This is a genomic window from Janthinobacterium foliorum (assembly GCF_978021625.1).
In genome coordinates this window covers 38,426-65,283 of record NZ_CDXDQE010000012.1, presented here as the reverse complement: position 1 = coordinate 65,283, position 26,858 = coordinate 38,426, and the positions used below count along the sequence as shown (strand labels likewise).

The following is a 26,858-nucleotide window of genomic DNA, read 5'->3' as shown; positions in this document are numbered from 1 at the left end:
ACCGACAGCGGCTCGCCCGTTTTTTCTGCATGCTAGCTATCCTCGAACGCATTGATCCCAATACCAGCAATATCGACTTGCTGGTGGAATTGTTTAACTCACTGCGTCCCAAGCGCCCTCACGACAGCGCTACCGCGATCGCCAACGTGCGCACCCTGCGCCAGCTTCTCAAAGGTAACCCCGCCCAGGCCCGCGCCCTGCACGAATACGTGCTGCGCGTGCTGGCCGCGCGCCGCCACGCCAGCCTGTACACCGACATCGGCGTGCTGTCGAACAGCGGCTTCTTCACGGAATTGAAACGCCGCATCGCCTACCGCATGCTGCCGCCCGCCCTGGGCGACGAATACCTGAACGACGCGCTCGACCAGGTGCTGTACCTGAACACGGATTACTTGTGGATCAGCAACGTGCCAGCCACGGACTGGCTGGAATTATTCGACGTGCTCACCAGCGACGACATCGAGCTGGCCGTCGGCGACGGCAATATCATGCTGCCAGGCATGCTCGACGCCATCCGCACCTTGTCCTACCGCGTCTGCGCCATGGGCCTGGAGCCGGAACTGACGCGTTTCCACAATGAAATCGAAGTCTTCCAGTCGCCGTTCATGGTGCAGAACACGGAAGTAAACGCCTACCTCGATGCGTACACGCAGCTACTGCACGGCAATATCGACCACATCGAAGATGCGCGCCACCTGCTGGTGATGCTGGACCAGTGCGACGCCGTCATCGCCAAGATCCGCAAGAAGGCGCTGTACCAGGGCACCAGCATTCCCCTCACTTATCTGCTGGTGGCATTGGCGCAAAGCATCGACCGCCTGCGCAAGCTGCTGTTCCTCGTCGACACGAGCGGCGAGCTGCCCGGCTCAAGCAACGTGGACATCGCCGCCATCACGGTCGATGCCACGCCGGACCTGCTCGACGCGCAGCCTGTCAGCCGCCGCCGCGCCGGCGCCGTCTCGCTGGCGCTGGAACTGATCCAGGCGCACAACAACAAGTACAAGGTCAGCGACCTGTTTTCGGACAATATCAACTTGCTGGCGCGGAATGTGACGGAAAACGCCAGCCGCACGGGCGAACACTACATCGCGGAAAACCGCCGCGAGATGGGCGCCATGTTCCTGTCGTCAGCGGGCGCCGGCATCATCATCGGCTTCATGGCGCTGTTCAAGATCCTGATGTCGTATCTGCGCTCGGCGCCGCTGGTCGAAGCCTTCATGTTCAGCATGAATTACTCGATCGGCTTCATGTTCATCCACTTGCTGCACTTCACGGTGGCCACCAAACAGCCGGCCATGACGGCATCGCGCATCGCCGCGGGCCTGCACAGCAAGGATGGCCGGAACATCGACCTCGACAGCATGGCGGAACTGATCAACAAGGTCTTCCGCACGCAAAACATGGCCGTGCTGGGCAACCTGGCCACGGCCATTCCCACGGCCTGGCTGATCGCGCTAGGCTACAAGGCGATCACGGGCCACAACCTGGTGACGCCGGAAAAGGCCATGCACCTGCTGCATGACATCGACCCGATCGGCAGCCCCGCCATTTTCTACGCCATGATCGCCGGCGTGTGCCTGTTCGTGGCGGGCCTGATTTCCGGCTACTATGACAACCAGGCGCTGTACACGCGCTGGGCGCAGCGCATCGCGCAATTGCGCGGCCTGGGCCGCGTCATCGGCCAGGAGCGGGTGCAGCGCCTGGGCCTGTACCTGGAAAACAATCTGGGCGGCCTGATGGGGAACTTCTATTTCGGTATCCTGCTCGGTTCCATCGGCACCCTGGGCTTCCTGATCGGCTTGCCGATCGATATCCGCCACATTACCTTCTCGGCCGCCAACTTCGCCACGGCCCTGGTGGGACTGGACCACAACATGAGCTGGCAGCTGGCCGTCAAGTCGCTGTCGGGCATCTTCGCCATCGGCACGGCCAATTTGCTGGTCAGCTTCGGCCTGGCCCTGTGGGTAGCCCTGCGTTCGCGCCAGGTGCGTTTCAAGCACGGCATGCAATTGCTGAAGATTCTGGGCAAGCGTTTCCTGAAGTCGCCCATCGTCTTCTTCTTTGGTTCAAAAAATCCGCCGCCACTGGCATTGGCCGACGAGTCGGCAAACCTGTCACCTACCACCAAGGCTCAAAAATGACCGCTCGGCGCATGCGACCCTGCCTCACCGCCCTCTTGCTGTGCTGGACCCTGGCTGCATGCGCTTCGCTGCCTAATGTCAAGAACCTCAACACCACCCTGGAACCGGTGGCCAAGCCCAAGGTAATCACCGGCAAGGGGGCCGTGCTGAACGTCAACAGCCGCGCCGCCCTGCTCAACAAGCGCTGGGCCAAGTCCGGCATGGATTTGAAAACCCAGGCCGCGCTGGAAGAAGCGGCCACGGGCGTGCCCTTAATCAAGGGCAACAAGGTGACCCTGCTGTTTGACGGCCCGCAAACCATGGCCGCCATGTTCCAGGCCATCAGCGACGCCAAGACCAGCATCAACCTGGAAACGTATATTTTCGACCAGGACCCGCTGGGCCTGAAATTTGCCGACATGCTGATCGAAAAGCAGCAGGCCGGCGTGACGGTCAACGTCATCTACGACAGCGTGGGCACCTTGGGCGTGCCGCAGGCGTTCTTCGACCGCATGCGCGCGGCCGGCGTGCACCTGGTCGCCTTCAACCCCGTCAACCCCGCCAAGCTCAAGGGCGACGAGTGGAAGATCAACAACCGCGACCACCGCAAGGTGCTGATCGTCGACGGCAAGACGGCGTTTACGGGCGGCATCAACATCAGCGACACTTATGCCAAGAGCTCGCTGTTCCGCTCGAAATCCAAGCCCACCGACAAGAAGGACGTAGGCTGGCGCGATACCCACGTGAAAGTTGAAGGTCCGGCCGTGGCCGCCTTCCAATGGCTGTTCATCCGCACCTGGGCCCAGCAAGACCAGGCCGACCTGCCTGACGCCAATTATTTCCCCGTGCTGTCGGAAGTGGGCGACAAGCTGGTGCGCGTGGTGGCCAGCGAGCCCGACGGCGGCTTTGAAATCTACAAGGCCTACATCCTGGCCATCCAGGAAGCCAAGAAATCCATCCACATCACCTCCGCCTATTTCGTGCCCGACCAGCAGACGGTCGATGCCCTGATCGCGGCCGCCAAGCGGGGCGTGGACGTGACGGTGGTGCTGCCCGGCGTCTCCGACAGCGGCCTGGTGTTCCATGCGGGACACGCCCTGTACGACCAGCTGCTGGGCGGCGGCATCCGCATCTTCCACTTGAAACTGGCCGTGCTGCATGCCAAGACGGCCGTCATCGACGGCGCCTGGTCGACGGTGGGCTCGACGAATATCGACATGCGCAGTTTCCTGCATAACAGCGAGCTGAACGTTGTCGTGCTGGGCGACAGCTTTGGCCGCGAAATGGAAAATGCCTTCCAGGAAGACTTGCGCGACTCGGAAGAAATCACCAAGGCGAAATGGGAAACGCGGCCGATTTCCGACCGCGTGAAGGAATGGGCGGCCCGCTTCATGAATTACTGGCTGTAGCGGCCACGCCCGGTTGAACGGCGGTTAGGGCGTGCCGAAATCGATGATGCCATCGCCGATCGGATATTCACGCGCACGCGCCTCCCAGGCGTTCTCGGCCACTTTCAGACGGTACTGATCGAACAGGAAAGGCAAGCCTTCGCTGGCCAGGATATCGGGATTGCTGGCCACCTGAAAATGCAAATGCGGCACCCGGGCATCGCCGGAATTGCCCACCCTCCCAAGTAGCTGGCCGCGCCGCACGCGCTGCCCCGCCTTCACCCGCACGCTGCCCGGCTGCAGGTGCGCATATTGCGCGAACTGTCCATTGCCCAGCGCGATGGTGACGACATTGCCGGCAACATTCTCCATCGTGATGGGCACGGCTGACGTGAAGCCGGCCGGGGTGCGGGGAATATTGTCCGGCATGCCATCGCGCGCCTGGACGATCTCGCCATCGGCCACGGCCAGCACGTTTTCGCCGTACGCGTGATAGCTGCGCACGTCGCGCGCATCGCCCGCGAACATGCTGCCGTTGCGGTATTTCTTCCAGTCGATCGCATAGCGCCGGGCAAGCTGTGCCATGCCGCCCGCCACGAACAGGCCCATGCGGTGATGCGAGTGGAGGCTGGGGCCGTTATCGGCTGTCCAGTCCGTCCCTTGCAGCGGTGCTCCCAGCACGGCCAGCGGCGTCTGGCGCGTACCGATCGATGGCCCCTGGGCAATGGCGCCGTCGAGCAGAAGCTGATGGCGCAAGGTGGCCGGCACGGCGGCGCCGGCGTCAAACGCCAGGCACAGGTAAGCCACGGCGCCCTGCCCTCCCGCCAGCCGCACCGGCCCATCCTCGCTGCTGGCGCCGGCCACGCGCACGCGCTGCCGCAGCTGCGCGGCTGTCAGCGCCAGCAAGGCTTGTGGTTCGCTGCCCGCGAGCACTTCCAGGCCGCGCAAGGTCATGGCCTCGTCGGAAAAGTTATGCAGGTGTAATTCATAGAGCAGATAATTGCGTCCCGTGCCGGCCAGGACGGTGAGCTCCAGCGGCGTGCGCATGTCGAGCTGGGGCGGAGGAAACACGGCCGTCTGCAGCACGGTCGCCGGCCGGGCGGGCACGCCGGCGGCAATCACCTCGCAGCCCGGAGGCGGCGGCAAGTCCGCCGCAGTGGCGGCCAACAGGGGCGTGGCGCTGAAGAAACTGCACAGGCTGTCGGCGTGGAAAAACAATCTGGCTGACATCGTATCCCTGGGAAAAAGTGCGCGCCACGGGCAAGACCGCCGCCGCGTTGCTGCATGCACGAAGCCGCCAAGCCTAGCAGATTAAAATAAACAAAATACAAAGTTGGCATAAAAATTAACAAGGCGGGTGCCGGGGACGACGACAGACATCGACGGCGGCGGGCAGGCGTTCGTCTGCGCGGGCCGATACGCACCGATACGGCCGCGCCAGGCAGCGTTGCTCGGCGTAGGCCGGCTTAGCGCAGCGTAGCTCGGCTTAGCGCAGCGTAAGCCGACACCAGCGCCAATCATGGCGTCGGATTACGCGCCGCTTCGCCACGCTCATCCGACCCATGCAAGCCCTACAACGGCCGCAGGCTGGCCCACACGCCGCCCTGGCGAGCGAACGCTTCCGTGCTGACCTTTTCAAAATCGGCGCGCTCCTCGTTCCAGCTGTAGCGCTCGACCCTGATGCAACTGTTTTCCACGCGCAGCACATTGAACGAGTTCGACTCGCCCCTGCCCCGCGTGGACGTGGCCGTGCCCGCCTGCACCATCAGGGCCGCGTAGCCGGCGATCTTGTAGCGCTCGGCCGTGTTGCCCGCCACGCTGGCATGCAGGTGGCCGGCCAGTAATAAATCCACGCCGCACTCGGAAAACATCTGCAATGCCTGCGGCGCGCGGTCGACCAGGTCGTCCTCGTCAAAATGCTCGGGCAAGTCAAACGGATGATGCGTGACGATGATGCGCGTCAAGCCGGGCGGCAAGCGGCCCAGGCGTTCACGCAGGAAAGCGATCTGCTCGTGGCTGATGCGGCCATCCTTGAAGGTCAGGGAGCGGGCCGTATTGATGCCCAGCACGGCGATTTCCTCGTCCACGTATTCGGGCGACAAATCGTCCGTCACATGGCGCCGGTACTTCACCAGCGGCGTCAGGAAGCGCGAAAAGACGTTGTACAGGGGCACGTCATGGTTGCCCGGCACGACGATCTGCGGCCCCGGCAAGCTATCGAGAAAATGCCGTGCCTGCCGGAATTCGGCGCTGCGGGCCCGCTGCGTGAGGTCGCCCGAGACGACCACCACGTCCGGCTCGAGACGCTCGACCAGGGCGCGCAAGGGAGCCAGCAGGGCCGCATCGACCCGGCCAAAATGCAAGTCGGACAAGTGCACGATGGTACGCATGGGCTACTCCTGGGCTGGCGCCGCGACGGGCGCGGGCACGATCACGTCCAGCGCGGCGGGACGGATGCGGTAGTGCAACGGCGTAGTCATGATGGTCACTTCGCCATCGGTGGCCACGCGCAGGCGTCTATGCTTCGTGGCAATTTCCAGGTCGGTGGCCGTCAGCACGTCAAAATCCTTGGCCTGCGACAACCTGCCGAACAGCGCGTGCAGGGCCAGCTTCAGCAAACCCAGGCGGCCCGGGCGCTGCGCCACGTACAGGCTCAGCTGGCCGCCATCGAGCCGTTCGCGCTCGCCGATATTCAAGCCTTCCATCAAGTATTCATTGTTGCCGATGAAGACGAACGGCGTGCGCCGCGCATGCACGGCGTCGTTGAGCTTGAGTTGCACGCTGAGAAACGGATAGCGACGCAGCGCGGCCAGCATGGCCCAGCTGAACGCCAGCCACTTGCCCCGTCCCAGGCGGCGCTGCTGCTTTTCGCGGTCGCGCACGATGTCGGGATACAGGCCCAGGCTGGAATTATTCAGGAAGATGCGGCCATTCACCTCGCCCACGTCGACCTGGACCTTGGTGCCTTGGGCCACGTTGGCGATGGCCGCATCGAGTTCCAAAGGAATGTTCAAATCCTTGGCGAAATGGTTCAAGGTGCCCAAAGGCAAGACGCCGAATGGCGTGCCGCTGCCGACGACGACGGAGGCCACGGCATTGATGGTGCCATCGCCGCCGCCGGCCACCACGATGGCTGCGCCATCGCGCAAGGCTTGCCCGGCCGTGGCGATCATCTCGGCCCCGCTGGCGGCCAGGGTGATGGCGGCGTCGAGGCCGACGGCGGCAAATTTCGCTTCCAGCTGCTGCGCCCAGTCGGGCGCGTAGCCGCAGCCGGCTCCCGCATTGATGATGACAGCGACTTTACACAGGACAGTTTCCCCTTATTTGGTTTGCCGGATATGCCGGCGCCGACGCAAGGTCGACACGCCGGCGATGCAGATGGCCAGCCAGCCATAGCTTTCCGCCATGGCCGCCAGCACGTCGCTCAGGTAATGCGCGCCCAGGTAAATGCGGCTGAAGCCCACCAGCGCCGCCATCAGGAAGGCAGCCAGCGCGATGGCGATGCGCTTGCCCCACGCGCCCGGCGCCGTCTGGCAAATCAGATACGCGCCCAGCAAGCCGTACAGGGCTGTCGAGGTGGCCGTATGACCACTGGGAAAGCTGTACGTGCTCAGGGCAGACTGCAGGATGGGCGCGTCAAAACTGGGCCGCGCGCGCGCGAATACATACTTTAGCAGCACGTTGAGGAACATGACGCCCGGCATGGTAATCAGCAGGGTGAACAGCCAATACGTGGCGCCCTTGCGGTACCAGTACCAGCCCAGCAAGGTGGCCAGGGTAATGGCGCCGATCACGCCGTGCAGGTGCGTGACGAGCAGCAGGCAGCGCGTAACCCACGGCACCGCATGCTGGTTGAACCATTGCGCCACCTGCAGGTCGAGCACCGTGATTTGCTGCATGCCCATGACGGCTTCGGCAATCTCGTGGAAGACCACGATGGCGACCAGCATCAGGGCCACACCCACCGTCATATGCAGGCCCAGCTCGCCTTCGGGCGACAGGCGCGCCTCGACAAAGCGGCGCAGTTTGGTGGTCCATCCCGTGGTCATGCCCATGTCATTCTTTTGCTGCAAACTGGTCTCTCTTCCTTGTTCCCGGTGATGATCAAAAAAACCACACCCATAAAAAAATACTGTTTATTCATACAGTAGCTGTGTTTTCATACAGTAGTTATGCTATTCTGATGACTCGTTCAACACATCTCCCTCAAAGGAATTGTCATGGCAACATTGAATAGCGGTTTTGGCTCACGGTTTGGCCTGGAATACGCCCCAAGCTCTTTCCTCGTCCGCATGGGCAAGCGCGAAATCCTCGTCTGCCGCGACTTCCGCAAGCGCTACTACACCGTCAATCCCTTGATCGAGTGCGGTACGGGCATCGAGCCGGGCTATGTTGAAGTGCTGCTGATGCGCCGTTGGCTGTTGATCTTATCTAAAGCGCATTAAATACGCCTTAAAAATCCACTGCGCGGTACGATTTGCGTCCTGCGGCCTGCGATGTTCGCCGTACTGAAGTACGGCAAAAGCACGTCAGCGTTGCTTGGCCGCAACTCATTCCCGCTCGCTGCGATTTTTTTCCGGCGTATCCCGGGGCTGTCGGCAAGCTTGCTTGAAAGCCCCGCCCGGCCGCGCCAGGAACGTACCAGTACCGGCCAGCAGCATGCTGGCCGACCCCTCACTACTGCATGCGTTCCGGTGCGGCCGGGCTGGCAGGTGTATGCACACCGGCCTTGGCCGGCGGCACCGTGTCAAATACATTCGCCTCGTACCAGAGCGTTACGAACAGCACCATCACGACGGGGCCGATGAACAGGCCCACGAGGCCCAGGGTTTCCACACCGCCCAGGATGCCGAACAGCACGGCCAGGAAGGGCAAGCGGGTGGCGTTGCCGATCATGCCGGGCCGCACGAAATGGTCGGCCACGAACAGCACCACGGTACCCCACACGGCCACGCCGATGGCGGCGCCCACGCTGCCCTGGAACAGCAGCAAGGCGGCCGCGCACAGGTAGGCCAGCGGCGCGCCGAACGGGATGATGGCCAGGATGCCGGTGGCGAATGCCCACAGGGCCGGCGACGGCAAGCCGGCGATGGCGTAGGCAATGCCGATCAGCACGCCTTCCGCCAGGCCCACCAGCACCAGGCCATTGACGGTGGCGCGGATGGCCGTGGGAACTTTTTGCGCATAGCGGCCCCAGCGTTCGGGGCGCAGGAAATGGCTGCCGATGGCCGTGATCTGGCGCGTCAGCGCTTCGCCATCCTTGTAGAAAAAAAACAGGCACAGAAACGCCAGGCCGAAATCGACCAGGCGGTGGAACACGTCCGCACCGAGGATTTTCAGCATGTCGCGCGCGGAATGAAAACCGCCGACGGCGCTGCCCGCAAAAAAATGGCTGAGGCCATGGGGCTGGCTCAGGGTGGCTTGCCACCAGTCGCGGATGGCGTCGCCAGCCAGGGGAATATGCGCAGTCCAGTCCGGCACTGGCAGACCGTTGCTGTTCGCATTGACGACGAAATTGGCCAGCTCGGGCACTTCGCGCGCTGCTTGCGCCACGCCGAACAAGACGGGAATGATGAAGATGCAGGCAAACGCCAGGGTCAGCAGGGCCGCCGCGATGATGGTGCGCTGCCCCAGCGCCGCGCGCACGCGCACGTACAGGGGCCAGGTGGCCACGCACAGGATGCCGGCCCACACGAGCGGCAGGAAGAAACGCTGCATGACGAACGCCGTCAGGGCTATCAGCGCCAGAGAAAAGCCTGCGCTGAGCATGTCGCGCTGGGTATCGGTCATACCACTCCATTCGTGCCACGCGCTGCCTGCAAAGGTGGCGGGCTTGCCTATGCGCCAATTGCGCAGGCATAGCGTAACACGCCCCTCGTTAACATCAGCTTACGCCAGGCCCAGTTCCGCGGGCGCCACGCCGGCAAATACGTGCTCCAGCTGTGCCGAGCTCAAACCAAACGCGCGCCGCAGCAAGCCGCCCAGCACGGCGCGGTATTCATTCAGTACCGGCATGTCGCGGTTCTGGAACAGATTCGCTTGCGTAATCGCCAGCTGTTCACCGGCCACCTGCTTGCCCTTGATGCCGCCGCCCAGCACCCAGAACACGCTGCCGTGGCCGTGATCCGTGCCGCGGTTGCCGTTTTCGCGGAAGGTGCGGCCAAATTCACTGACGACGACCACCACGGTATTGCGCCACTCGCCGCCCATTTCCTGCGAAAACGCGGACAAACCGCGCCCCAGCTCGTCGAAACGCCCGGCCAGGTAGCCATTCGCGCCGCCCTGCCCCACGTGCGTATCCCAGCCGCCCACATCGACGAAGCCGATGTTGTACTTGTCCTTCATCAAGCGGGCGATGCGCTGCGCTTCCAGTTCAAAGCCGCGGGTAGAGATGGCGTTGCGGTTGGCCGCCTGCATCTCGCCCGTCAATTCCTTCGTCACATCGTCGCGCACGACAAAACCGGCGGCCACCGGCTGCTGCAAGGGCGTGCCGCGATACATGGCGGCGATGATCTGGCTTTGACGCGCATCAATACCGGCCTTGCCCACGGAGCGCAGCGCCATGTTCGGCACTTGCACGCCACCCTGGAAAATCAGTGGCAACTGGTCCGTGAAGGCGATGGCCGGGCTGGTCTTGCTGCCGTTCAAGGTCTGCACCAGCCGGTTCAGGAAGCCCGAGCGGAAATCGCGGCGCGCCCCCAGTTCCTGCCCCAGCTCGATCGTATCCTGCGTCTCGAAATGGCTGCGCGTCAGATCCGTCGTGCCGGCAAACGGAATGAAGGCTGCCTCGCCGCTGTTGAACATGGGATAGATGGTCTCGCGCAAGGCCGGATGCAGTGCCCAATCGCCGTTCAGGGCCAGCGCGCCATTTTCCGCGCCCGGCCTGGCAATGGCGATATTCGGCCGTGCCGCGTAATAGAAATCGCTGCCGACCGGCACCAGCAAGTTGTTCGCGTCATAGCCGCCGCGCAGGAAGACGAACAACAGCTTCGCCGGCGCGGCCGGCGCGGCCAGCAAATTGCCCGCATGCGCCAGCAGGGGCGCGGCGGCCAGGGCTTTCAACAGGTCACGGCGATTCATGGCAGTCCTCCGATGTCAACTTAGCGGTGCATCATTTCAGGCGACGACAGAAAAAAGGTATTCCACTCCTGCGGCGAGGCGGCCTGTTCCAGTGCCTGGCGCGTGGCCGGGCTCAGGGTGGCTTGCAGCGACTGGTAATACAGGGCATTGGCCAATTGCGGGAACGCGACTTTTTCCTGTGGCTGCGGGCCATCCGTCTTGAACAGGCCGGCGCTGCCCGCGCCGATGGTGCGGGCGATATCGAAACGCGTCGTCATCTGGCCGGGGCTGGCCCAGGAAGCGTCCGTCAGCGGATAGCCATCCGGCGTCTGGCGCCCGTACAGCGGCTCGCCCATGCGCGACAGCCAGTTCAGCATGGGTCCCGCGTTCAGGATGGGCTTGTCGTCATAGCTGAGGCGCACGGCCGACACCACATAATGCATGGGGTCCTTGAATTTCTTGCCCAGCGATTGGCGGAACTCGGGGCTGTTGAACATGGTCTGCAGCACGTCGGCGATCATGCCATCGCTGTGCTCGAAGGTGGCCGCCATGCGCGCCACCAGCGCTTCGGGTGGATTGTCGCCGACAAAATACAGGGCCAGCTTGCCGCTGATAAAGCGGGCCGTGGCGGGACTGCGGCTCAGGCGATCGAGCGCTTCATCCAGCTCGGCCAGGCCCCGGCCCTTTACCGTGTGTCCGAGAAACTGTTTATCGCCGTAATCGTGGCGGTTCGGATTGAACTCGAACAGGCCCCGGCGCACGTACTGCCCCTGCAGCGCCGGCTTCACCTTCGGCGCATCCGTGCCCAGGTTCACGCCCACGCCCGTCAGGATGCGCGCCAGTTCCTGCACGTCGGCCTGGCTGTAGCCGCCGTTCACGCCCAGGGTATGCAGCTCCATCAGCTCGCGCGCATAGTTTTCATTGATGCGCTTGACGGCGTTGGCTTCATTGTCCAGGTAGCGCAGCATGGCCGGATGGTGCACGGTGGCGCCCAGCAAGTCGCGAAATTTCCCCAAGGCGTGCGGCGCGATGGCGTTCGCCTCGTAATCGCCGACCATGGCGCGCAAGTTGTGCTTGCCCTGGTGCACGCTGAAATGGTTGAGCCAGAACCAGCTCAACTGCTGCTGCAGCTGATTGGGCGAATACACGTCGAGCAGCAGCGAGCGCGTGGCCGCCTCGCGCGCCAGGCGGTTGAGTTCCTGCTGGTAATCCTTTTGCGCCTGCTGCTTGGCCGCATCATCCAGGACGGCGGCCGATTCCTTGCGCTTTTGCTCCATGGACAGGACCAGCTGGTCGAGCGGCACCTGGCTGATGGTCATGGCGTCGATCTGCGCCTGCACGGCGGGCGGCAGGCTGGCTTTGCCCGGGTGCAATTGCGCCTGCAGGTAGCGCTGCCAGCCCTCCTGCTGCAACTGGCGCGCGCTGCTCCCGTTCACGCCCCAGCTGATGCGCTCGAGCATGGCAAGCTCCTGCGCGGGATTCTCGGCCTTGGCGACATTCCCCGGCGCAGATCCGGGTCCGGGTTCAGGCGTGGCACAGCCCGCCAGCAACAGCAGGGCAATGAGGGTCGTTGGCAGCAGTCGGTTGGGGGGCATGGCAGTCCTTCAGGCGGTGTCAACCAGAATGCATGAGGGTACGCCCTGGTTGACCCGCGCATGATTGCCATTTGCAACGAGTTGTAATGAAGAATGCTTTTATGCCAAGGCCGCGCACTGTTCCCGCAGGAAGTCGCGCAGTTGCAGCACCAGCGGCGTCACTTGCGCCCGGTGCGTGCAGACCAGATGCAAGGGCGTGGCCTCGCCCGCCACCTCGGGCAACAGCAGTTGCAAACGGCCGGCCGCCACGTCGCCGCACACATCGAGCCGCGACTTGTAGGCGATGCCCAGGCCGGCCACGGCCCAGCGGCGCACCAGCTCCGCATCATCGGCGCTGCGGTTGCCGCTCACCTGGATCGTCACCTGCTCGCGCTGCGGCAGCCGGTAAAAGGTCCAGCGGTCATGCAAGCCGTCTTCCAGCGCGAAGCGCAAACAATTGTGGCGCGACAATTCTTCCAGCGCCAGCAGGGGACCGTGCTCGCGCAGATAGGCAGGCGAGGCCACCAGCACCCGGTCATTCGCCGGCGCGATGGGCATGGCGACCATGCTCGAATCGTCTTGCTGGCCGTAACGCAGGGCCACGTCGACTTGCTGGCGCACCATGTCGGCCACGCGGTCGCTGACGCTGAGCTGGTAATGCAGTTTCGGGTGGCGCTGCTGGAAGGCATCGAGCCAGCCCAGCATCAGGTTGCGGCCCAGGTCGGAGGGCATGGCAATTTTCAAAGTTCCGCCGAAAGTGTCCTTGCCCGCCAGCAGCGCGTCATGGCCTGCGCGCAGCAAGCGCAAAGCTTCGCGCGCGTGTTCCAGGTATTGCGTGCCTTCCGGCGTCAGGCTCAGCGAACGGGTCGTGCGGGCCAGCAGGCGCAGGCCCAATTCCCCTTCCAGGCGCTTGACGGCGGCGCTGGCCAGCGCGGGAGAAATGCCAAGCTCGCGCGCGGCCGCCGACAAGCTGCCCCGGTCGGCCGTGCGCACAAATACCTGCAAGTCATCGAGGCGCAGCAATTTTCAGCATTCCTTTGAAAGTGTTTCGGTACGCGCCCTCTTTTTCCAGGGCGACAATACGGCCATCATACGGTATCCACTCAACGAGGAAGCACATGAAAGCCATCGCCTACCACCACAGCCTGCCTATCACGGATGCCAACGCCCTGCTCGACATCGAGTTGCCCACGCCCGTCGCCACGGGCCGCGACCTGCTCGTCGCCGTGCACGCCATTTCCGTCAACCCCGTCGATACCAAGGTGCGCAGGAACCGCGCCCCGAAAGACGGCCAGCCGGAAGTGCTGGGCTGGGATGCGGCCGGCGTCGTCACCGCCGTCGGTCCTGACGTAAGCCTGTTCAAGGCGGGCGACAAGGTCTGGTATGCGGGCGCCATCAACCGCCCCGGCAGCAACAGCGAGTTCCAGCTGGTCGACGAGCGCATCGTCGGCCACATGCCGGCCAGTCTCGATTTCGCTCCCGCCGCCGCCCTGCCCCTGACGGCCATTACGGCCTGGGAATTGCTGTTCGACCGTTTGCAGATCAGCCGCGACAAGAGTCTGACGGGCAAGTCCCTGCTGGTGATCGGCGCGGCCGGCGGCGTCGGCTCCGTGCTGGTGCAACTGGCGCGGCAATTGACGGGCGTGACCATCATCGGCACGGCCTCGCGTCCGGAAACGGCGGCCTGGGTGCAGGAACTGGGCGCCCACCACGTGATCGACCACCGCTTGCCGCTGGCGCAGGAAGTCACGCGCCTGGGCTTGCCGCCCGTCGATTACGTGATCAGCCTGAACCAGACGGACCGGCATTTCGAGCAGATCGTCGAACTGATCGCGCCGCAGGGCAAGTTTGCCCTGATCGACGACCCCGAGCAGATCGACGTGCGCAAGCTCAAGGGCAAGAGCGTGTCGCTGCACTGGGAACTGATGTTTACCCGTTCGCTGTTCCAGACGCCGGACATGGTCAAGCAGCATGCGTTGCTCGATGAACTGGCGCAACTGGTGGACGCGGGCGTCATCAAGACCACCGTGGCCGAGCGCTTCGGCACAATCAACGCGGCGAACTTGAAGCGCGCGCATGCCTTATTGGAAAGCAATACGGCCAAGGGCAAGATCGTCCTTGACGGGTTCTAAATTCAGGTAATCAGGATGGCCCGGAAATCATTGACATTGGTCAGTGTCGGGCCCGTCACCACGCTGTCTCCCAACGCCTGGAAGAAGCCGTGGCCATCGTTGTTGTCCAGGCTGTCGCGCGGCTTGATGCCCAGCGCCCAGGCGCGCTGCAGGGTATCGGGCGCCAGGTACGCTCCCGCGATCTCTTCCTGCCCGTCGACGCCGTCCGTGTCGCCCGCCAGCGCATGGATGCCTGCCTGGCCTTGCAGGGCGATGCCCAGCGCCAGCAGGAATTCCACGTTGCGCCCGCCCCGTCCATTGCCGCGCACGCTTACCGTCGTTTCGCCGCCCGACAGCAGCACGCAGGGCGCGGGAAAGGGCTGCCCCCGCTGCGCCGTTTGCAGTGCGATGCCGGCCAGCACCGTGCCCACGTCGCGCGCCTCGCCTTCCAGGCTGTCGCCCAAGATATACGGCGTGACGCCGGCCGCCCTCGCCACCTGGGCCGCCGCCTCCAGGGCCAGTTGCGGCGTGGCCACCAGGGTCGTCTGCGTGCGCGCCAGGCGCGGATCACCGGGTTTCACGGATTCGCCGCGCCCGCTCTCCAGTGTTGTTCGCAGGCTGTCCGGCAGAGCGATGCCATAGCGGCGCACGATGGCCAGCGCATCGTCGCAGGTGGTGGCGTCCGCCACCGTGGGTCCCGAGGCGATATCGCCCAGCTTGTCGCCGGGCACGTCGGAGATCGCCAGGGTGATGACCTGGGCCGGATGGCAGGCGGCCGCCAGGCGCCCGCCCTTGATGGCGGACAAATGGCGGCGCACGCAATTCATTTCGCCGATGGTGGCGCCCGACGCCAGCAGCGCGCGGTTCAAGGCTTGCTTGTCGGCCAGGGTGATGCCGTCCAGCGGCAAGGCCAGCAGGGACGAGCCGCCGCCTGAAATCAGGCACAGCACCGTGTCGTCCGCCTGCAAGTTGCCCACCAGTTCCAGCATGCGGCGTGCCGCGTCCATGCCTGCCTGGTCGGGCACGGGATGCGACGCTTCGGCAATCTCGATGCGCTCGCACGGCACGCCATAGCCGTAGCGCGTGACCACCAGGCCCGACAGCGGCCCCGGCCAATGTTGTTCCACGGCGTGGGCCATGGCGGCGGACGCCTTGCCCGCGCCGATGACGATCAATCGGCCTTGCGGCACGGGCGGCAGATGGGGCGGCACGCAGTGCGACGGTTGCGCCGCTGCGATGGCGGCGTGGAACATGGCTTGCAGCAAGGCGCGCGGCGCCGGGGTCGTCGTCATTGTTTTCTCCTCGGGTCTCCGACCCCGATCATAGCAGTGCCGGTGCCGCCTGGCAGCTACAATGGCGGCAAGATTACTCACAGGAATGAAATGAACGACGCCATCGAATGGACCTCACTTGCCCGCACCTTCGGCCTGTTTACCGTCACCGCCGTGGCCGAGCTGCTGGGCTGCTACCTGCCCATGCTGTGGCTGAGCAACAAGGGCAGCGCCTGGCTGCTGTTGCCGGCCGCCGCCAGCCTGCTGGTCTTCGTCTGGCTGCTGACCCTGCATCCCGCCGCCAGCGGCCGGGTGTACGCCACATATGGCGCCATTTATATCGCCACGGCCTTGGGCTGGCTCTGGCTGGTGGACGGCGTCACGCCCGCCTGGACGGATTTCACGGGCGTAGGCCTGGCCCTGGCCGGCGCCGCCGTCATCGCCATGGGGCACAAGGCGGCGTAGGCAGGATCAGGCACGATCAGGCGGCGTGCCGGCGAAAGTTCGTTTCCGCCGACCAAGCCGCACTGGCGCGGGCCAGCAACACGGCTTCGCCATCGGCCAGCCAGTCATCGGCATCGGCGATCTTCCACATGGCTTGCAGCAGCTTGCGGCGCAAGTCCGGGTCGGCAATTTCCTCCAGCAAGCTGTCGATCACGCCATTGCCCAGCTGGATGGCGCCATGCACGGTGGACGTCAGCATGTCGTCGCACAGGTCTTGCAGCAATTGCTGGAAGGCGGCCGGCTCCAGCTCGATATGCTCGAGGATCTTGCTGCGGTGCATCGCTTGCAGCTCGGCGCTGGCCAAATTGCCATCGACCACCATCATCAGGGCCAGAATACGTCCCGCTGCCTGGGGACTGTTCACTTCATAGGTACGCATCATTTCTCTTTCATTGTTGGTTGACAAGCGCGCCCCGCCATTGCAGGGCGCGCGGTACGGCGTTTATTGCTTGTCGCTGCGGGTGATGAACACGCTGGCCACGCAGCTGGACACGATCAGCACTGCCACCACCAGCAACGATGCTTCGACGGGCACGTGGTACCACGGCATGATCAGCATCTTGGCGCCGATGAACACAAGCACCATCGCCAGGCCGTACTTGAGCATGTGGAATCGGTCAGCCACGTCCACCAGCAGGAAGTACAGGGCGCGCAATCCCATGATGGCGAACAGGTTCGACGTGAAGACGATGAACGGGTCCGTCGTGATGGCGAAAATCGCCGGGATCGAGTCCACCGCAAACACCAGGTCCGTCACCTCGATCAGGATCAGCACGAGGAACAAGGGCGTCACATAGCGCAAGCCATTCTTGGCGACGAAGAAACGTTCGCCGTGGTCGCCGTCCGCCACCCGCAAGTGGCGGCGGGCAAAGCGCAGCACCGGGTTGTTCGCCACGTCCGGCTCGGCATCGGCCGCCACCAGCATGCGCATGCCGGTAATCAACAAGAAGGCGCCGAACAGGTACAGCACCCAGCTGAACTCGCTCACCACCCATGCGCCGGCCATGATCATCACGGCACGCATGACGATCGCGCCCAGCACGCCGTAAATCAGCACGCGGCGCTGGTACTGGATCGGTACCTGGAAGGCGCTGAAGATCAGCAGGAAGACGAACACGTTATCGACCGACAGCGCCTTTTCGATCAGGTAGCCGGAAAAGAATTCCAGCGCCTTCTGGTTGGCGATCTCGGGACCGGCCGTGCCGTTCAGATACCACCACAGGCCGCCATTGAACAGCAGGGCCAGGCTGACCCATACCAGCGACCAGGTCGCCGCTTCCTTGACGCCCACCTTGTGCGCCTTGTTGCCGCCGAAGACGAACAGGTCGAGCGCCAGCATGAACAGGACGAACACGATGAAGCCGGCCCACATGGGTGCCGTGGCAATGCTTTCCAGGCCGTTCATCGGCGGCCTCCCTGACTCATTCCGTCTACCTTGCAGCACATGGCGTTCTCCTCGCTTGAATAACAAGCAACCATCATATGCCCAATTAACACATCGAACAAATCGAATATAATTACAATATACATCGAAAAATTCGATGCATTGATGACCAGGAGTGAACGATGTCAAATCTCAACTTCAAGCACTTGCGCTATTTCTGGATGGTGGCGAAGACGGGCAGCATCGCCAGGGCGGCCGAGCAGCTGCACCTGACGCCGCAATCGATTTCCGGCCAGCTGGGCGACTTTGCCGATACCCTGGGCGTGGAACTGTTCCGCCGCAGCGGGCGCCAGCTGGAGTTGACGGACACGGGCCGGCGCATCCTCAGCCACGCCGAAGAAATTTTCAGCGCCGGCGATGAATTGCTGGAAATCGTGCGCGACCAGTCCCGCACGACGACGACGGCGTTTCGCGTGGGCTGCGCCGATTCCGTCTCGAAACTGATCGCCTGCCGCCTGGTCGAACCGGCCCTGGGCCTGGAGGAGCCGCTGCGCATCATTTGCCGCGAGGGCCGATTGGCCAGCCTGCTGGCGGACCTGGCCGTGCACCGGCTCGACCTGATCATCGCCGACCGCCCCATGCCGGCCCACCTGAGCGTGCGCGGCTTCAACCACCTGCTGGGCGAAAGCGGCATGACCCTGCTGGGCACGCCCGCGCTGGCCGCCACCCTGCAAGGCGATTTCCCCCGCTGCCTGGACCGTGCCCCGCTGCTGCTGCCGGGCGAGGACTACGCCATCTACGGCCGGCTGCTGCAGTGGCTCAGTGAAAACAATCTGCACCCGCGCATCGTTGGCGAGTTCGACGACAGCGCCATGATGAAGGCCTTCGGCCAGTCCGGCGCCGGCCTGTTCTTCGCCCCCACCGTCATCGCGCGCCAGGTCTGCCAGCAATACGCCGTGGTGGAACTGGGCCGCGTCGACAGCCTGGTGGAACAAGTCTATGCCATCACCACGGAACGCCGCCTGCGCCACCCGGCCACCGTCGCCATCAGCCACAGCGCGCGGCGCGAGCTGTTCGCTTAGGCCGCCACCCTGGCCGGCCCTGACAACCGCCTTGCCCGCGGTTGCTGGCGGCGGCGGCCGTCCGGGCCGCGCCTGGCGCCCAAGGTGCGGGCGCTGGTCGATTTCCTGGCCGAAGCGGACCGGACCTGCTGTCGTCCATTGCCCACAAATAAGGCAGAGTAAAACATTCGAGCAAATATATCGCTATAATGGCAAGCCTCCCCGACGCCCTGCGCGCCCTACTCAGGACTTGCCGCAATGAAGCATTTGCACGACATCCCCTCTGCTTTCAAGCATGAATTTGCCAACCCGCGCCTGTGGTGGTCGCGCGCCGTCGTGGTCGGCATGGCCGCCATCGCCGGCCTCGTCGTCGTGGGATTTACATGGCTGGCGGAGGAAGCGCTCGACCTGTTCCTGTTTTTTAACGGCAAGGCCTGGTGGTTCGCCCTGCTGTGGACGCCCGTCTGCGCCGCCGTGCTGGTATGGCTGACACGCCGCTACGCCATGGGCGCGGCCGGCTCCGGCATTCCGCAAGTGATGGCCACGCTGGACCCGGCCGTGGCGCCCGAGCAGCGCCCGCTGTTCGTCTCCCTGAGACTCAGCGCCGCGAAGATCCTGCTGACGGCGGGCGGCTTGCTGGGCGGCTTGTCGCTGGGACGCGAAGGCCCCTCCGTGCAAATCGCCGCCGGCGTGATGCTGGCCGCGCGGCGCTGGCTGCCGCGCCACTCGCAAGTGAGCGCCCATTCGCTGCTGGTGGCCGGCGGCGCGGCCGGCATCGCGGCCGCCTTCAACACGCCGCTGGCGGGCGTCATGTTCGCCATCGAAGAACTGTCGCGCTCGCCCGAGCAGCGGAACAGCGGCCTCATCGTCGCCGGCATCGTGCTGGCCGGCATGATGGCCGTCTCCATCCACGGCAACGCCACCCACTTCGGCATCATCCATCCGGGCCCCATCGGCCTGGCGCTGGCCCTGCCCGGGCTGCTCGTGACTCTGGTGGCGGGCGTGGCGGGCGGCCTCTTCGCGCGCCTGCTGCTGGCGTCGAGCAGGGGCAATCCGCTGGGCAGGCTGTCCGCGTGGCGAAAGCACCGTCCCGTGCTGTTCGCCGCCGTCTGCGGCCTGCTTGTGGCGGCCATCGGCATCGCCAGCCATGGCGCCACATTCGGCAGCGGCACCGTGGCCACGCGCGCCATGCTGGAAGGCGCGTCCGACGTGGCGCCCGCCTTTGTCGCTTTCAAGTATGTGGCGACGTGGCTGACCGTCTGGTCGGGCGTGCCGGCAGGCATTTTCGCCCCGTCGCTGGCCATCGGTGCCGGCATCGGCCACGATATCGCCGTGCTGCTGCACTATCCGCATGCGCCCGCCCTGATCGCGCTGGGCATGGTGGGCTTCCTGGCGGCCGCCACGCAGGCGCCGCTGACGGCCTTCATCATTGTCATGGAAATGGTCGACGGCCACGGCATGGTGCTCAGCCTGATGGCCTGCGCCGTGGTGGCCAGCACCGTCTCGCGCGTGCTCAGCGAACCGCTGTACGGCGCGCTGGCGCAGCTGCAGCTGCAGCGTTTGCCGCAAGCGGGGCGCGACCTTACATCGTAAAGGGAAACGGCTGCATGCCGCCTTGCCGGTCGCCGGGAGCGACGACGGCCAGCAGGGCGCTCAAGCCCTGGTTCAGCTGCGCCAGGCTGGCGGCGTCCAGCTGGGCCAGGGCACTGGGCAGCAAACCGCGCGCCGGCTGCGGCGCGCCGGCGATCACGGCCTGGCCTTGCGCCGTCAGGGTCAAGGTGACCACGCGCTGGTCGGGCTGGTCGCGCGCCTTGCGCACGAAGGTTTTTTTCACCAGCGCCTCGACCAGGTTGCTGGCCGTCGTCTGGTGGATAGACATCTTGCTTGCCAGCTCGCCCATGCGCAAGCCTGGCCGCTCCAGCAATTCCTGCATCACCCACAATTGCGCGCCCGACACCCCGCACTGCTTCTCGATCTGCGCCGAGTGCCGCTGCGCCGCGCGCATGACCACGCGCATGTTTTGCAAGGCCAGGCTTTGCGCCCTGGCCACCGCCGTTACTTCCACGACTTCCGCTTCCACCACCATTGCCTCCACTTATCTGCTCCGGCATCACGCCTGCTGGCGGACCGGAATCCGTACATGATACCTGCAATGGCGGCGCCCCACTAACTGCCGCTGATGGCCTGACCCTCGCGCCACGCCTGCTCCAGCACCAGCTTGCCGGCCTTGTCCCACTGCCGCTCGATGCCATGCTTGCTGCCGTGTTCGTACGGCACGATCTGCCGCAGACTGCCATCGCTGTACCAAGTCTGCAGCAAGCCGTGGCGCTGGCCGTCGACAAACGGGGTCACGCTGGCGCGCACGCCGTTGGCATGCCAATCAGTCGTATCGCCATGGTCGCGCCCCTGCGCGTCTTTCTGCCATGCAAATTTGGGCTGGCCATCCGGCCCCCACGTTTGCAAGCTGAGCACGGCACCTTTCTGGTACAGGGTCTTGTTCGACAACACCCCATTGCCATGGCTTTCAAACGACCAGCCGTCGGGCTGGCCGTGCACCCACACGGTGCGGGCCAGCACGCTGCCATCCCTGGCCAGCATGACAAACTCGCCCTCGCGCTTGCCATCGACAAACTGCCCCCGCCGGAACGGCTTGCCGTCGGCATAAAACGATTCTTCCACGCCGTCCAGCTGGCCATTGCGTTGATACGAGCGGCTGCTGACGGCCCCGTTCGCGCCATAGGACACCTGTTCGCCATCGGCCATCGCGTCGCCGTGATATAGCGTGCGGTTCATCAGCCGGCCATTCTCGTGATACGTTTCCGAGATGCTGTCGCGCCCGTTCGGCAGCGGCGTCACCTTCTGCTTGAGCTGGCCATTCTCGTAGTACACGCTGCCGCCGGGCAGCTTCTCGCCCCGGGCATCGAAACAGGTTTCGCGCAGCAGCTGGCCATTTTCGTAGTAGTACTTGCGGAACTTCACGAACTTGACCTGGCTCAGGTCCAGGTCCGTGGCATAGGTTTCAAAGGCCAGCACGCCCGGCGTGCCGGGAAATTCGAGCCGCACATGCCAGGCGCCCAGCGCCGCGTCGCGCACGGGCGGCGTGCGCAGCGCATACGCGGCGCGGCCCTGGCTGCTGGGTACGAAATTTTCATCCAGGTACATGGTCTGCTCTTCCTGTTGCGCCTGCCCGGATGCCGTTGCCGGCAACGGCGCGTGGGCCTGCGCCGCCAGCGGCAAGGCCGCGCTCGTGCCCAGCGCGGCGGCCAGCAGCCAGCGCGGCGTGTGTTGATTCTTCATCTTAATCCATTGGAAATGTTGCCTTGCGGGTGACATGATAAAGGCAGGCGCCCTGCGCCACGGGCACGATTGCCGCGCCCGCAATGAAAAACCGGGACCGCACCTGCTGGTCCGGCCCCGGCCTGGGGAGTTGTCTTGACGCGGCAGGCGCGCCGCCCGTCAGCCCACGCTTTCCTTGTGCGGCGACAGCTGGCTCGCATGCAGGCGCGCATACGCGCCGGCCTGCTGCAGCAAGGCCGCATGGCTGCCCGATTCCACCAGGCGGCCGCCCTGCATGACGACGATGCGGTCGGCGCTCTCGATGGTCGACAAACGGTGGGCGATGACGATGGTGGTGCGGTTGCGCATCAGCACTTCCAGCGCCGCCTGCACCGAACGCTCCGATTCCGTGTCCAGCGCGCTGGTGGCTTCGTCCAGCAGCAGAATCGGCGCATCCTTGTACAGGGCGCGCGCGATGGCCAGGCGCTGGCGCTGTCCGCCCGACAGGCGCGAACCGTTCTGGCCCGCCTGGGTCGCATAGCCTTGCGGCAATTGCATGATGAAATCGTGGGCGTAGGCGGCGCGCGCCGACGCTTCGATGCGGGCCTGGTCCGGCGCCGGGTCGCCATACGCGATGTTCGCCGCCATGGTGTCGTTGAAGAGGATCACATCCTGGCTGACGAGGGCGAACTGGCGCCGCAAGGCCAGCAGGGAATAGTCGCGCAAGTCCACGCCGTCAAGCAGGATCTGGCCGCTGCTGACGTCATAGAAGCGCGGCAGCAAGCCCAGCAAGGTGGTCTTGCCGCCGCCGGAACCGCCCACCAGGGCCACCGTTTCGCCGGCGCGGATGTCGAGCGAGATATTGCTCAAGGCCGTGGGCGCGTCGGGATCGTCGCTGTTGTAGCGGAAACTCACGTTTTGCAGCGACAGGTTGCCCTCGACCGTGGCCGGCGCCACCGTGCCCGGGTCCGGTTCCAGCGGCGTGTCGATCAGGCTGAAGACGGACTCGGCAGCCGCCAGGCCCCGCTGCAGGGGCTCATTGATCTTGGTCAGGTTCTTGATCGGCGACTGCATGGCCATCAGCGCGCCCATGAAGGCGACGAAGGCGCCCGGCGTGATGGCGCCGCTTTGCGCGCGCAGCATGGCGAAATAAATCACGGACGACAAGGTAATGCCGACCAGCATCATGATGAAGCCGGAATTCATGGCCGAGGTGGCCGCATGCTTGACGGCCAGCTGGCGGTTGCGCTTGACCACGTCGACGAAACGCGCCTGCTCATACGCCTGTCCGCCAAAAATCTTCACCACGCGCTGGCCGCCGATGCTTTCGTCCAGCACGGACGTCAGCTCGCCCACGGCTTGCTGCGAACTCTTGCTCAGGTGGCGCATGCGCCGCCCCGCCAGGGTCACGACGATGGCCACGATGGGCATGGAGGCCATGCAGAACAGGGCCAGTTTCACATCGATGCTGAACAGCAGGATCAAATAGCCCAGGGTGGCGACGGAATCGCGCACCATCACGTTGAGCACGTTCAAGCCCGCCTGCGACACCTGGCTGGCGTCGAAGGCCACGCGCGACTGCGTCAGACTGGTGGTGGTGGTATCGAAAAAGCGGCTGGGCAGGCGCATGATGGTGGCGAACATCTGTTCGCGCAGGTCGGCCTGCACCCGGCTCGACAGCCATACGGAGCCGTAATCACCGGAAAAACTCGAAACCATGCGCAGCGCCGCCAGGCCAAGGATGGTGGCGGGAATCACCCACAAGTCCACCTGTCCCGCCTGGGCCGGCAGGAAGCGGTCCACCCAGCCCTGCAACATGCCCATCATGCCGGAGGTGGGCGCGACCTGCGCGCTGGCCGTCTCGCGCATGGCATCGACAACGCTTTGCAACTGGCGGATCAGCAACACATCAGTGGCGGACGCCACGCCCACCGCCAGCAAAGTGGCGGCAACGATGGCGCCATAGCGGCGAAACTGGCCGACCAGGCGGAAAAACAGGAGGCGACTTTGCTGCATGTAGATGGGGGGAAAGAATAAGGGAAAGCGTGATTCTACCGCTTGTGCGGCTTCCCCATGAGAAAGTCGTCAACGTGCCGGGGATTTCCCCGGCACGAAAAACATGCGAAATTTACAATTTACGTCTTTGCCACTTTCCAGCCCTGCGTGCCGGCCTTGCACACTTTCAGCTTCAGGGATTGTTCCTGGCCCTTGGCATTCAAGGCCACGTGCACCTTGCGGCAGGTTTGCGCATCCGTCTTTTCCGTATCGCTGGCAGTGATCTCGGCATTGATGCGCACGGAATTGCGCAAGCCTTCATTGCTCCATTGCGTCGTTTCGCCATCTTTTTTCTCGTTCAGCACGTCGGTGACGGCTTTCACGAAGACGGGCTTGTCGTTCTTGTTCAGGTAGGCCATCGGCGTATCGGCCAGGAAACCCAGGCCGACGGCCGAGGCGCTGGCGCTGAAGACGGCGCTGCCGAGGATCAGGGCGGACAACAATTTGCTGGGGTGAATGCGCATGGAATGCTCCTTGTAAGGTGGTAATTGGGAACTGCTGGCCAGGCCCTCAGCCGGGATCGTGCGGCGAAATGCCCATTTTCAACAATGCATCGATGCTGGGGACAAAATAGATAGCCGACGACAAGGCCGTGGAAAACTCCAGCAGCCTGTCTGTTTTCAATACGCCATCATAGCCTACGCCATACATTTGCCGCAGCATGCCCATCGTCACCGTGATGTCCTTGCAAAAACCGACGAACATGATGCCCGCCTCGCTGGCATTGGCATAATTGGCATTGCGGCGCACGATATCGACTTCCTCGCCATCGCGCAGAAACTGGTTGCGCCCCACGTGGGAATCCACGGGCAAGGGCGACAATTCATGGCTGCCCGCCTTGGTGCGGCCCCATACCTGCTCGGCCGCGCGCACGGGCAAGGCGCGCAGGCGTTCCACGTCCATGCGCCATTTCTGCAGCAGCACGGTGGACCCGCCCGCGCCCGCCTCGCCATCCGGAATGATGGCCACGGCGTTGGCGCGGAACGGATTCGGGTTGGCGACGCCGTCGGCAAAGCCGTCGAACGTCACATTATTATGGTAGGGAAAACACACCTGCTCGCTGGCCAGTTCCGCAAAGGGACCCAGCAAGGTGAGCGCCGCGCGCATGCTGTCGTACAGGGTGGCGGCGTTCGTCTGCGTGATCCAGACCCAGAAATCATGCTGGCTGGCCGGCGCCGTCTTGCCGTTGGCGCCCACCAGGTCCTGTCCGAATGACGCCATGTTGTCGGGCACGCCGCCCGGACAGGTCGCGCGCCACAGCTCGGGCCTGAAGCCCAGCACCACATTGGCCGTGCCACCCGTCAACTGATGGTGGCGGTTCAGGGTGGGATCCAGGATGCCCGTCAGCCCGGACTCCCACAGCTTGCCCAGCACCCCGAACAGCTGCCGCGGTTCGATGCCCGCCTTGATAGTGAGCTGCAAATGCACTTCGTCGCGCGCGACGACGGACAGCATGCTTTGTGGAATTGCCATGGCAGATGTTCCTTTTCCATTTTCTGTCTCGATATTAAACCAGGTCGCGCCACATGCCGGTTTCATTCCGGCAACATGCCATGTTGGACGCCATGCACGCCGTGAATTGGAAGATAATGCAATGACGTAGAGCAAGAATCAAAGAATGGGTGGCGTTGCATGAAACTGTATGAAAAGCTCGTTGACGATATCGAGCAACTGGTAGCCAAGGGCGTGCTCTTGCCCGGCGAACGCATTCCTTCCGTGCGCCAGACCAGCCAGCAGCACAAGCTGAGCATCACCACGGTGCTGCGCGCCTACGTCAAGCTGGAAAGCATGGGCGTGATCGAAAGCCGCCCGCAGTCCGGCTATTTCGTGCGCCCCCGCGCGGGCGAGGCGCAAACCGCCGACCTGTGCATGCAGGCATCGCAGCCCAGCCCCGTGCCGGCCGAGGTGCACGTGAGCCGCCTGGTGCTGTCGACGCTGCGCTCGATCGGCTTGCACGACGCCATCCCGCTGGGCTCGCCCTACCCCGATCCGGCCCTGTTCCCCTGGGAACGCATCAATCAGTATGCGAGCGCCGTGGCGCGCCGCAACCGGGACTGGAACATGACGGACGACCTGCCGCCAGGCAACCCGCAGCTGATACGCGAGATCGCCCGCCGCTACCTGGAAAACGGCCTGGCCGTCGATCCCGACGAAATCATCGTCACCGTGGGCGCCACCGAAGCCATCAACCTGTGCCTGCAAGCCGTGGCCAGGCCGGGCGACACCATCGCCGTCGAATCGCCCGCCTTCTATGCCATGCTGATGGCCGTCGAGCGCCTGGGCATGAAGGTGGTGGAAGTGTCCACGGATCCGTATGACGGCATCAGCATCGAGGCGCTGGCGGACATCATGGCCCGCCAGCCGATCGCCGCCGTCATGGTGATGCCGAACTTCCAGAATCCCCTGGGCTTCCAGATGTCGGACCAGCGCAAGCGGGCCTTGTACCAGCTGCTGGAGCAGCACGACGTGCCCGCCGTCGAAAACGGCGTCTACAACGAACTGTATTTCGGCGACGCCCACCCGTCGTCGCTCAAATCGTTCGACCGCAAGGGCATGGTGCTGCATTGCTCCTCGTTTTCCAAGAGCCTCAGTTCGGCGCAGCGCATAGGCTGGGCGCTGGCCGGCCGCTATCGCGGCAAGGTGGAGGAACTCAAATTCCTCAATACCCTGGCCACCTCCTCGTTTCCGCAGCTGGCCATTGCCGAGTACCTGCAAAACGATGGCTACGAGCAGCACTTGCGCCGCGTGCGCAAGGCGTATGCGCAACAGGCGCGCATCATGGCCGCCGCCGTGCAGCGCTTCTTCCCTGCCGGCACCAGGATCTCGCACCCGCAGGGCGGCTATGTGCTGTGGGTGGAATTGCCCGCCAAGGTCGACGCCATGCAGCTGTACCGGCGCGCGCTGGAATGCCGCATCACGGTGGGGCCGGGGCGCATGTTTTCCGTCAGCCATGCCTACAAGCACTGTATCCGTCTCAATTACAGCTACCCGTGGAGCGTGGAGATGGAGCAGGCCATCATTTTGCTGGGCAAGCTGATCACCGAATTCCTGTAAT

At 64.2% G+C, this 26,858-nt stretch carries 24 protein-coding genes; 8 read left to right on the top strand and 16 right to left on the bottom strand.

What is annotated here, in order from left to right:
* Positions 1–29 precede the first annotated feature (29 nt).
* Positions 30–2,141, top strand: a complete 2,112-nt coding sequence (locus ACZ92H_RS21950) for a site-specific recombinase (RefSeq protein ID WP_465051019.1) — start codon at positions 30–32, stop codon at positions 2,139–2,141.
* Positions 2,138–3,529: a cardiolipin synthase gene (cls, locus tag ACZ92H_RS21945; protein WP_465051018.1), complete on the top strand. Its 1,392-nt coding sequence runs from the start codon at positions 2,138–2,140 to the stop codon at positions 3,527–3,529. The genes ACZ92H_RS21950 and cls overlap by 4 nt, the downstream gene beginning before the upstream one ends.
* A gap of 24 nt (positions 3,530–3,553) precedes the next feature.
* Here cls and ACZ92H_RS21940 read toward each other — a convergent pair whose 3' ends face one another.
* From ACZ92H_RS21940 to ACZ92H_RS21925, 4 genes are all read right to left on the bottom strand, one after another.
* Positions 3,554–4,738 (bottom strand): M23 family metallopeptidase, encoded by a 1,185-nt coding sequence (locus ACZ92H_RS21940; protein ID WP_465051017.1) that lies wholly within the window; start codon positions 4,736–4,738, stop codon positions 3,554–3,556.
* A gap of 341 nt (positions 4,739–5,079) precedes the next feature.
* Positions 5,080–5,898 (bottom strand): metallophosphoesterase family protein, encoded by an 819-nt coding sequence (locus tag ACZ92H_RS21935; RefSeq protein ID WP_465051016.1) that lies wholly within the window; start codon positions 5,896–5,898, stop codon positions 5,080–5,082.
* Between the two features lie 3 nt (positions 5,899–5,901).
* The gene (locus tag ACZ92H_RS21930) at positions 5,902–6,816 is read right to left on the bottom strand and encodes a diacylglycerol/lipid kinase family protein (protein ID WP_465051109.1); all 915 of its coding nucleotides are present in this window, start codon (positions 6,814–6,816) and stop codon (positions 5,902–5,904) included.
* Between the two features lie 12 nt (positions 6,817–6,828).
* The gene (locus ACZ92H_RS21925; RefSeq protein WP_465052374.1) at positions 6,829–7,557 is read right to left on the bottom strand and encodes a phosphatase PAP2 family protein; all 729 of its coding nucleotides are present in this window, start codon (positions 7,555–7,557) and stop codon (positions 6,829–6,831) included.
* A 171-nt stretch (positions 7,558–7,728) separates the two neighbouring features.
* Between ACZ92H_RS21925 and ACZ92H_RS21920 the strand changes: the two genes are divergently transcribed.
* Complete coding sequence (locus ACZ92H_RS21920) at positions 7,729–7,953, top strand: hypothetical protein (protein ID WP_010396348.1); 225 nt, start codon at positions 7,729–7,731, stop codon at positions 7,951–7,953.
* Between the two features lie 232 nt (positions 7,954–8,185).
* Here ACZ92H_RS21920 and ACZ92H_RS21915 read toward each other — a convergent pair whose 3' ends face one another.
* The 4 genes from ACZ92H_RS21915 to ACZ92H_RS21900 all read right to left on the bottom strand — a co-directional run bounded on the left by ACZ92H_RS21915 (position 8,186) and on the right by ACZ92H_RS21900 (position 13,164).
* Positions 8,186–9,298 (bottom strand): AI-2E family transporter, encoded by a 1,113-nt coding sequence (locus ACZ92H_RS21915; RefSeq protein ID WP_131377851.1) that lies wholly within the window; start codon positions 9,296–9,298, stop codon positions 8,186–8,188.
* A gap of 99 nt (positions 9,299–9,397) precedes the next feature.
* Positions 9,398–10,588, bottom strand: a complete 1,191-nt coding sequence (locus ACZ92H_RS21910) for a DUF1501 domain-containing protein (protein WP_465051014.1) — start codon at positions 10,586–10,588, stop codon at positions 9,398–9,400.
* Positions 10,589–10,608: 20 nt separating this feature from the next.
* Entirely contained in the window at positions 10,609–12,162 is a 1,554-nt protein-coding gene (locus ACZ92H_RS21905) for a DUF1800 domain-containing protein (RefSeq protein ID WP_465051013.1), read from the bottom strand.
* Positions 12,163–12,261: 99 nt separating this feature from the next.
* Positions 12,262–13,164, bottom strand: a complete 903-nt coding sequence (locus tag ACZ92H_RS21900) for a LysR family transcriptional regulator (protein ID WP_131377857.1) — start codon at positions 13,162–13,164, stop codon at positions 12,262–12,264.
* Positions 13,165–13,259: 95 nt separating this feature from the next.
* On the opposite strand from ACZ92H_RS21900, the gene ACZ92H_RS21895 reads away from it, so the two are divergent.
* A complete protein-coding gene (locus ACZ92H_RS21895) occupies positions 13,260–14,273 on the top strand; it encodes a zinc-binding alcohol dehydrogenase family protein (protein ID WP_131377859.1) in 1,014 nt (337 codons plus the stop codon).
* Between the two features lie 2 nt (positions 14,274–14,275).
* On the opposite strand, the gene ACZ92H_RS21890 is transcribed toward ACZ92H_RS21895, so the two are convergent.
* Entirely contained in the window at positions 14,276–15,544 is a 1,269-nt protein-coding gene (locus ACZ92H_RS21890; protein ID WP_465051012.1) for a glycerate kinase type-2 family protein, read from the bottom strand.
* A gap of 90 nt (positions 15,545–15,634) precedes the next feature.
* On the opposite strand from ACZ92H_RS21890, the gene ACZ92H_RS21885 reads away from it, so the two are divergent.
* Positions 15,635–15,988: a YnfA family protein gene (locus ACZ92H_RS21885; RefSeq protein WP_465051011.1), complete on the top strand. Its 354-nt coding sequence runs from the start codon at positions 15,635–15,637 to the stop codon at positions 15,986–15,988.
* Positions 15,989–16,004: 16 nt separating this feature from the next.
* Here ACZ92H_RS21885 and ACZ92H_RS21880 read toward each other — a convergent pair whose 3' ends face one another.
* Both ACZ92H_RS21880 and ACZ92H_RS21875 read right to left on the bottom strand, forming a co-directional pair.
* Complete coding sequence (locus ACZ92H_RS21880) at positions 16,005–16,409, bottom strand: tellurite resistance TerB family protein (RefSeq protein WP_465051010.1); 405 nt, start codon at positions 16,407–16,409, stop codon at positions 16,005–16,007.
* Between the two features lie 60 nt (positions 16,410–16,469).
* On the bottom strand, positions 16,470–17,432 hold the full coding sequence (locus ACZ92H_RS21875; RefSeq protein WP_131377865.1) for a TerC family protein: 963 nt from the start codon (positions 17,430–17,432) through the stop codon (positions 16,470–16,472).
* A gap of 161 nt (positions 17,433–17,593) precedes the next feature.
* Here ACZ92H_RS21875 and nhaR point away from each other — a divergent pair, with 161 nt between their 5' ends.
* Both nhaR and ACZ92H_RS21865 read left to right on the top strand, forming a co-directional pair.
* On the top strand, positions 17,594–18,493 hold the full coding sequence (gene nhaR, locus ACZ92H_RS21870) for a transcriptional activator NhaR (RefSeq protein ID WP_131377867.1): 900 nt from the start codon (positions 17,594–17,596) through the stop codon (positions 18,491–18,493).
* A gap of 237 nt (positions 18,494–18,730) precedes the next feature.
* Positions 18,731–20,065 carry a chloride channel protein gene (locus tag ACZ92H_RS21865; protein ID WP_131377869.1) on the top strand — a complete coding sequence of 445 codons (1,335 nt, stop codon included), beginning with the start codon at positions 18,731–18,733 and terminating at the stop codon, positions 20,063–20,065.
* Here the strand turns inward: ACZ92H_RS21865 and ACZ92H_RS21860 are convergent.
* The 5 genes from ACZ92H_RS21860 to ACZ92H_RS21840 all read right to left on the bottom strand — a co-directional run bounded on the left by ACZ92H_RS21860 (position 20,055) and on the right by ACZ92H_RS21840 (position 25,276).
* Positions 20,055–20,558 (bottom strand): MarR family winged helix-turn-helix transcriptional regulator, encoded by a 504-nt coding sequence (locus tag ACZ92H_RS21860; protein ID WP_465051108.1) that lies wholly within the window; start codon positions 20,556–20,558, stop codon positions 20,055–20,057. The two genes, ACZ92H_RS21865 and ACZ92H_RS21860, sit on opposite strands and share 11 nt — an antisense overlap.
* 80 nt (positions 20,559–20,638) lie before the next feature.
* On the bottom strand, positions 20,639–21,769 hold the full coding sequence (locus tag ACZ92H_RS21855; RefSeq protein WP_465051009.1) for a toxin-antitoxin system YwqK family antitoxin: 1,131 nt from the start codon (positions 21,767–21,769) through the stop codon (positions 20,639–20,641).
* A 159-nt stretch (positions 21,770–21,928) separates the two neighbouring features.
* On the bottom strand, positions 21,929–23,764 hold the full coding sequence (gene msbA, locus ACZ92H_RS21850) for a lipid A export permease/ATP-binding protein MsbA (RefSeq protein WP_465051008.1): 1,836 nt from the start codon (positions 23,762–23,764) through the stop codon (positions 21,929–21,931).
* Between the two features lie 119 nt (positions 23,765–23,883).
* Positions 23,884–24,267, bottom strand: coding sequence for a hypothetical protein (locus ACZ92H_RS21845; protein ID WP_131377875.1), 384 nt, complete (start codon positions 24,265–24,267; stop codon positions 23,884–23,886).
* Between the two features lie 46 nt (positions 24,268–24,313).
* The gene (locus ACZ92H_RS21840; RefSeq protein WP_465051007.1) at positions 24,314–25,276 is read right to left on the bottom strand and encodes a Dyp-type peroxidase; all 963 of its coding nucleotides are present in this window, start codon (positions 25,274–25,276) and stop codon (positions 24,314–24,316) included.
* Positions 25,277–25,435: 159 nt separating this feature from the next.
* On the opposite strand from ACZ92H_RS21840, the gene ACZ92H_RS21835 reads away from it, so the two are divergent.
* On the top strand, positions 25,436–26,857 hold the full coding sequence (locus ACZ92H_RS21835) for an aminotransferase-like domain-containing protein (protein WP_465051006.1): 1,422 nt from the start codon (positions 25,436–25,438) through the stop codon (positions 26,855–26,857).
* Position 26,858 lies beyond the last annotated feature (1 nt).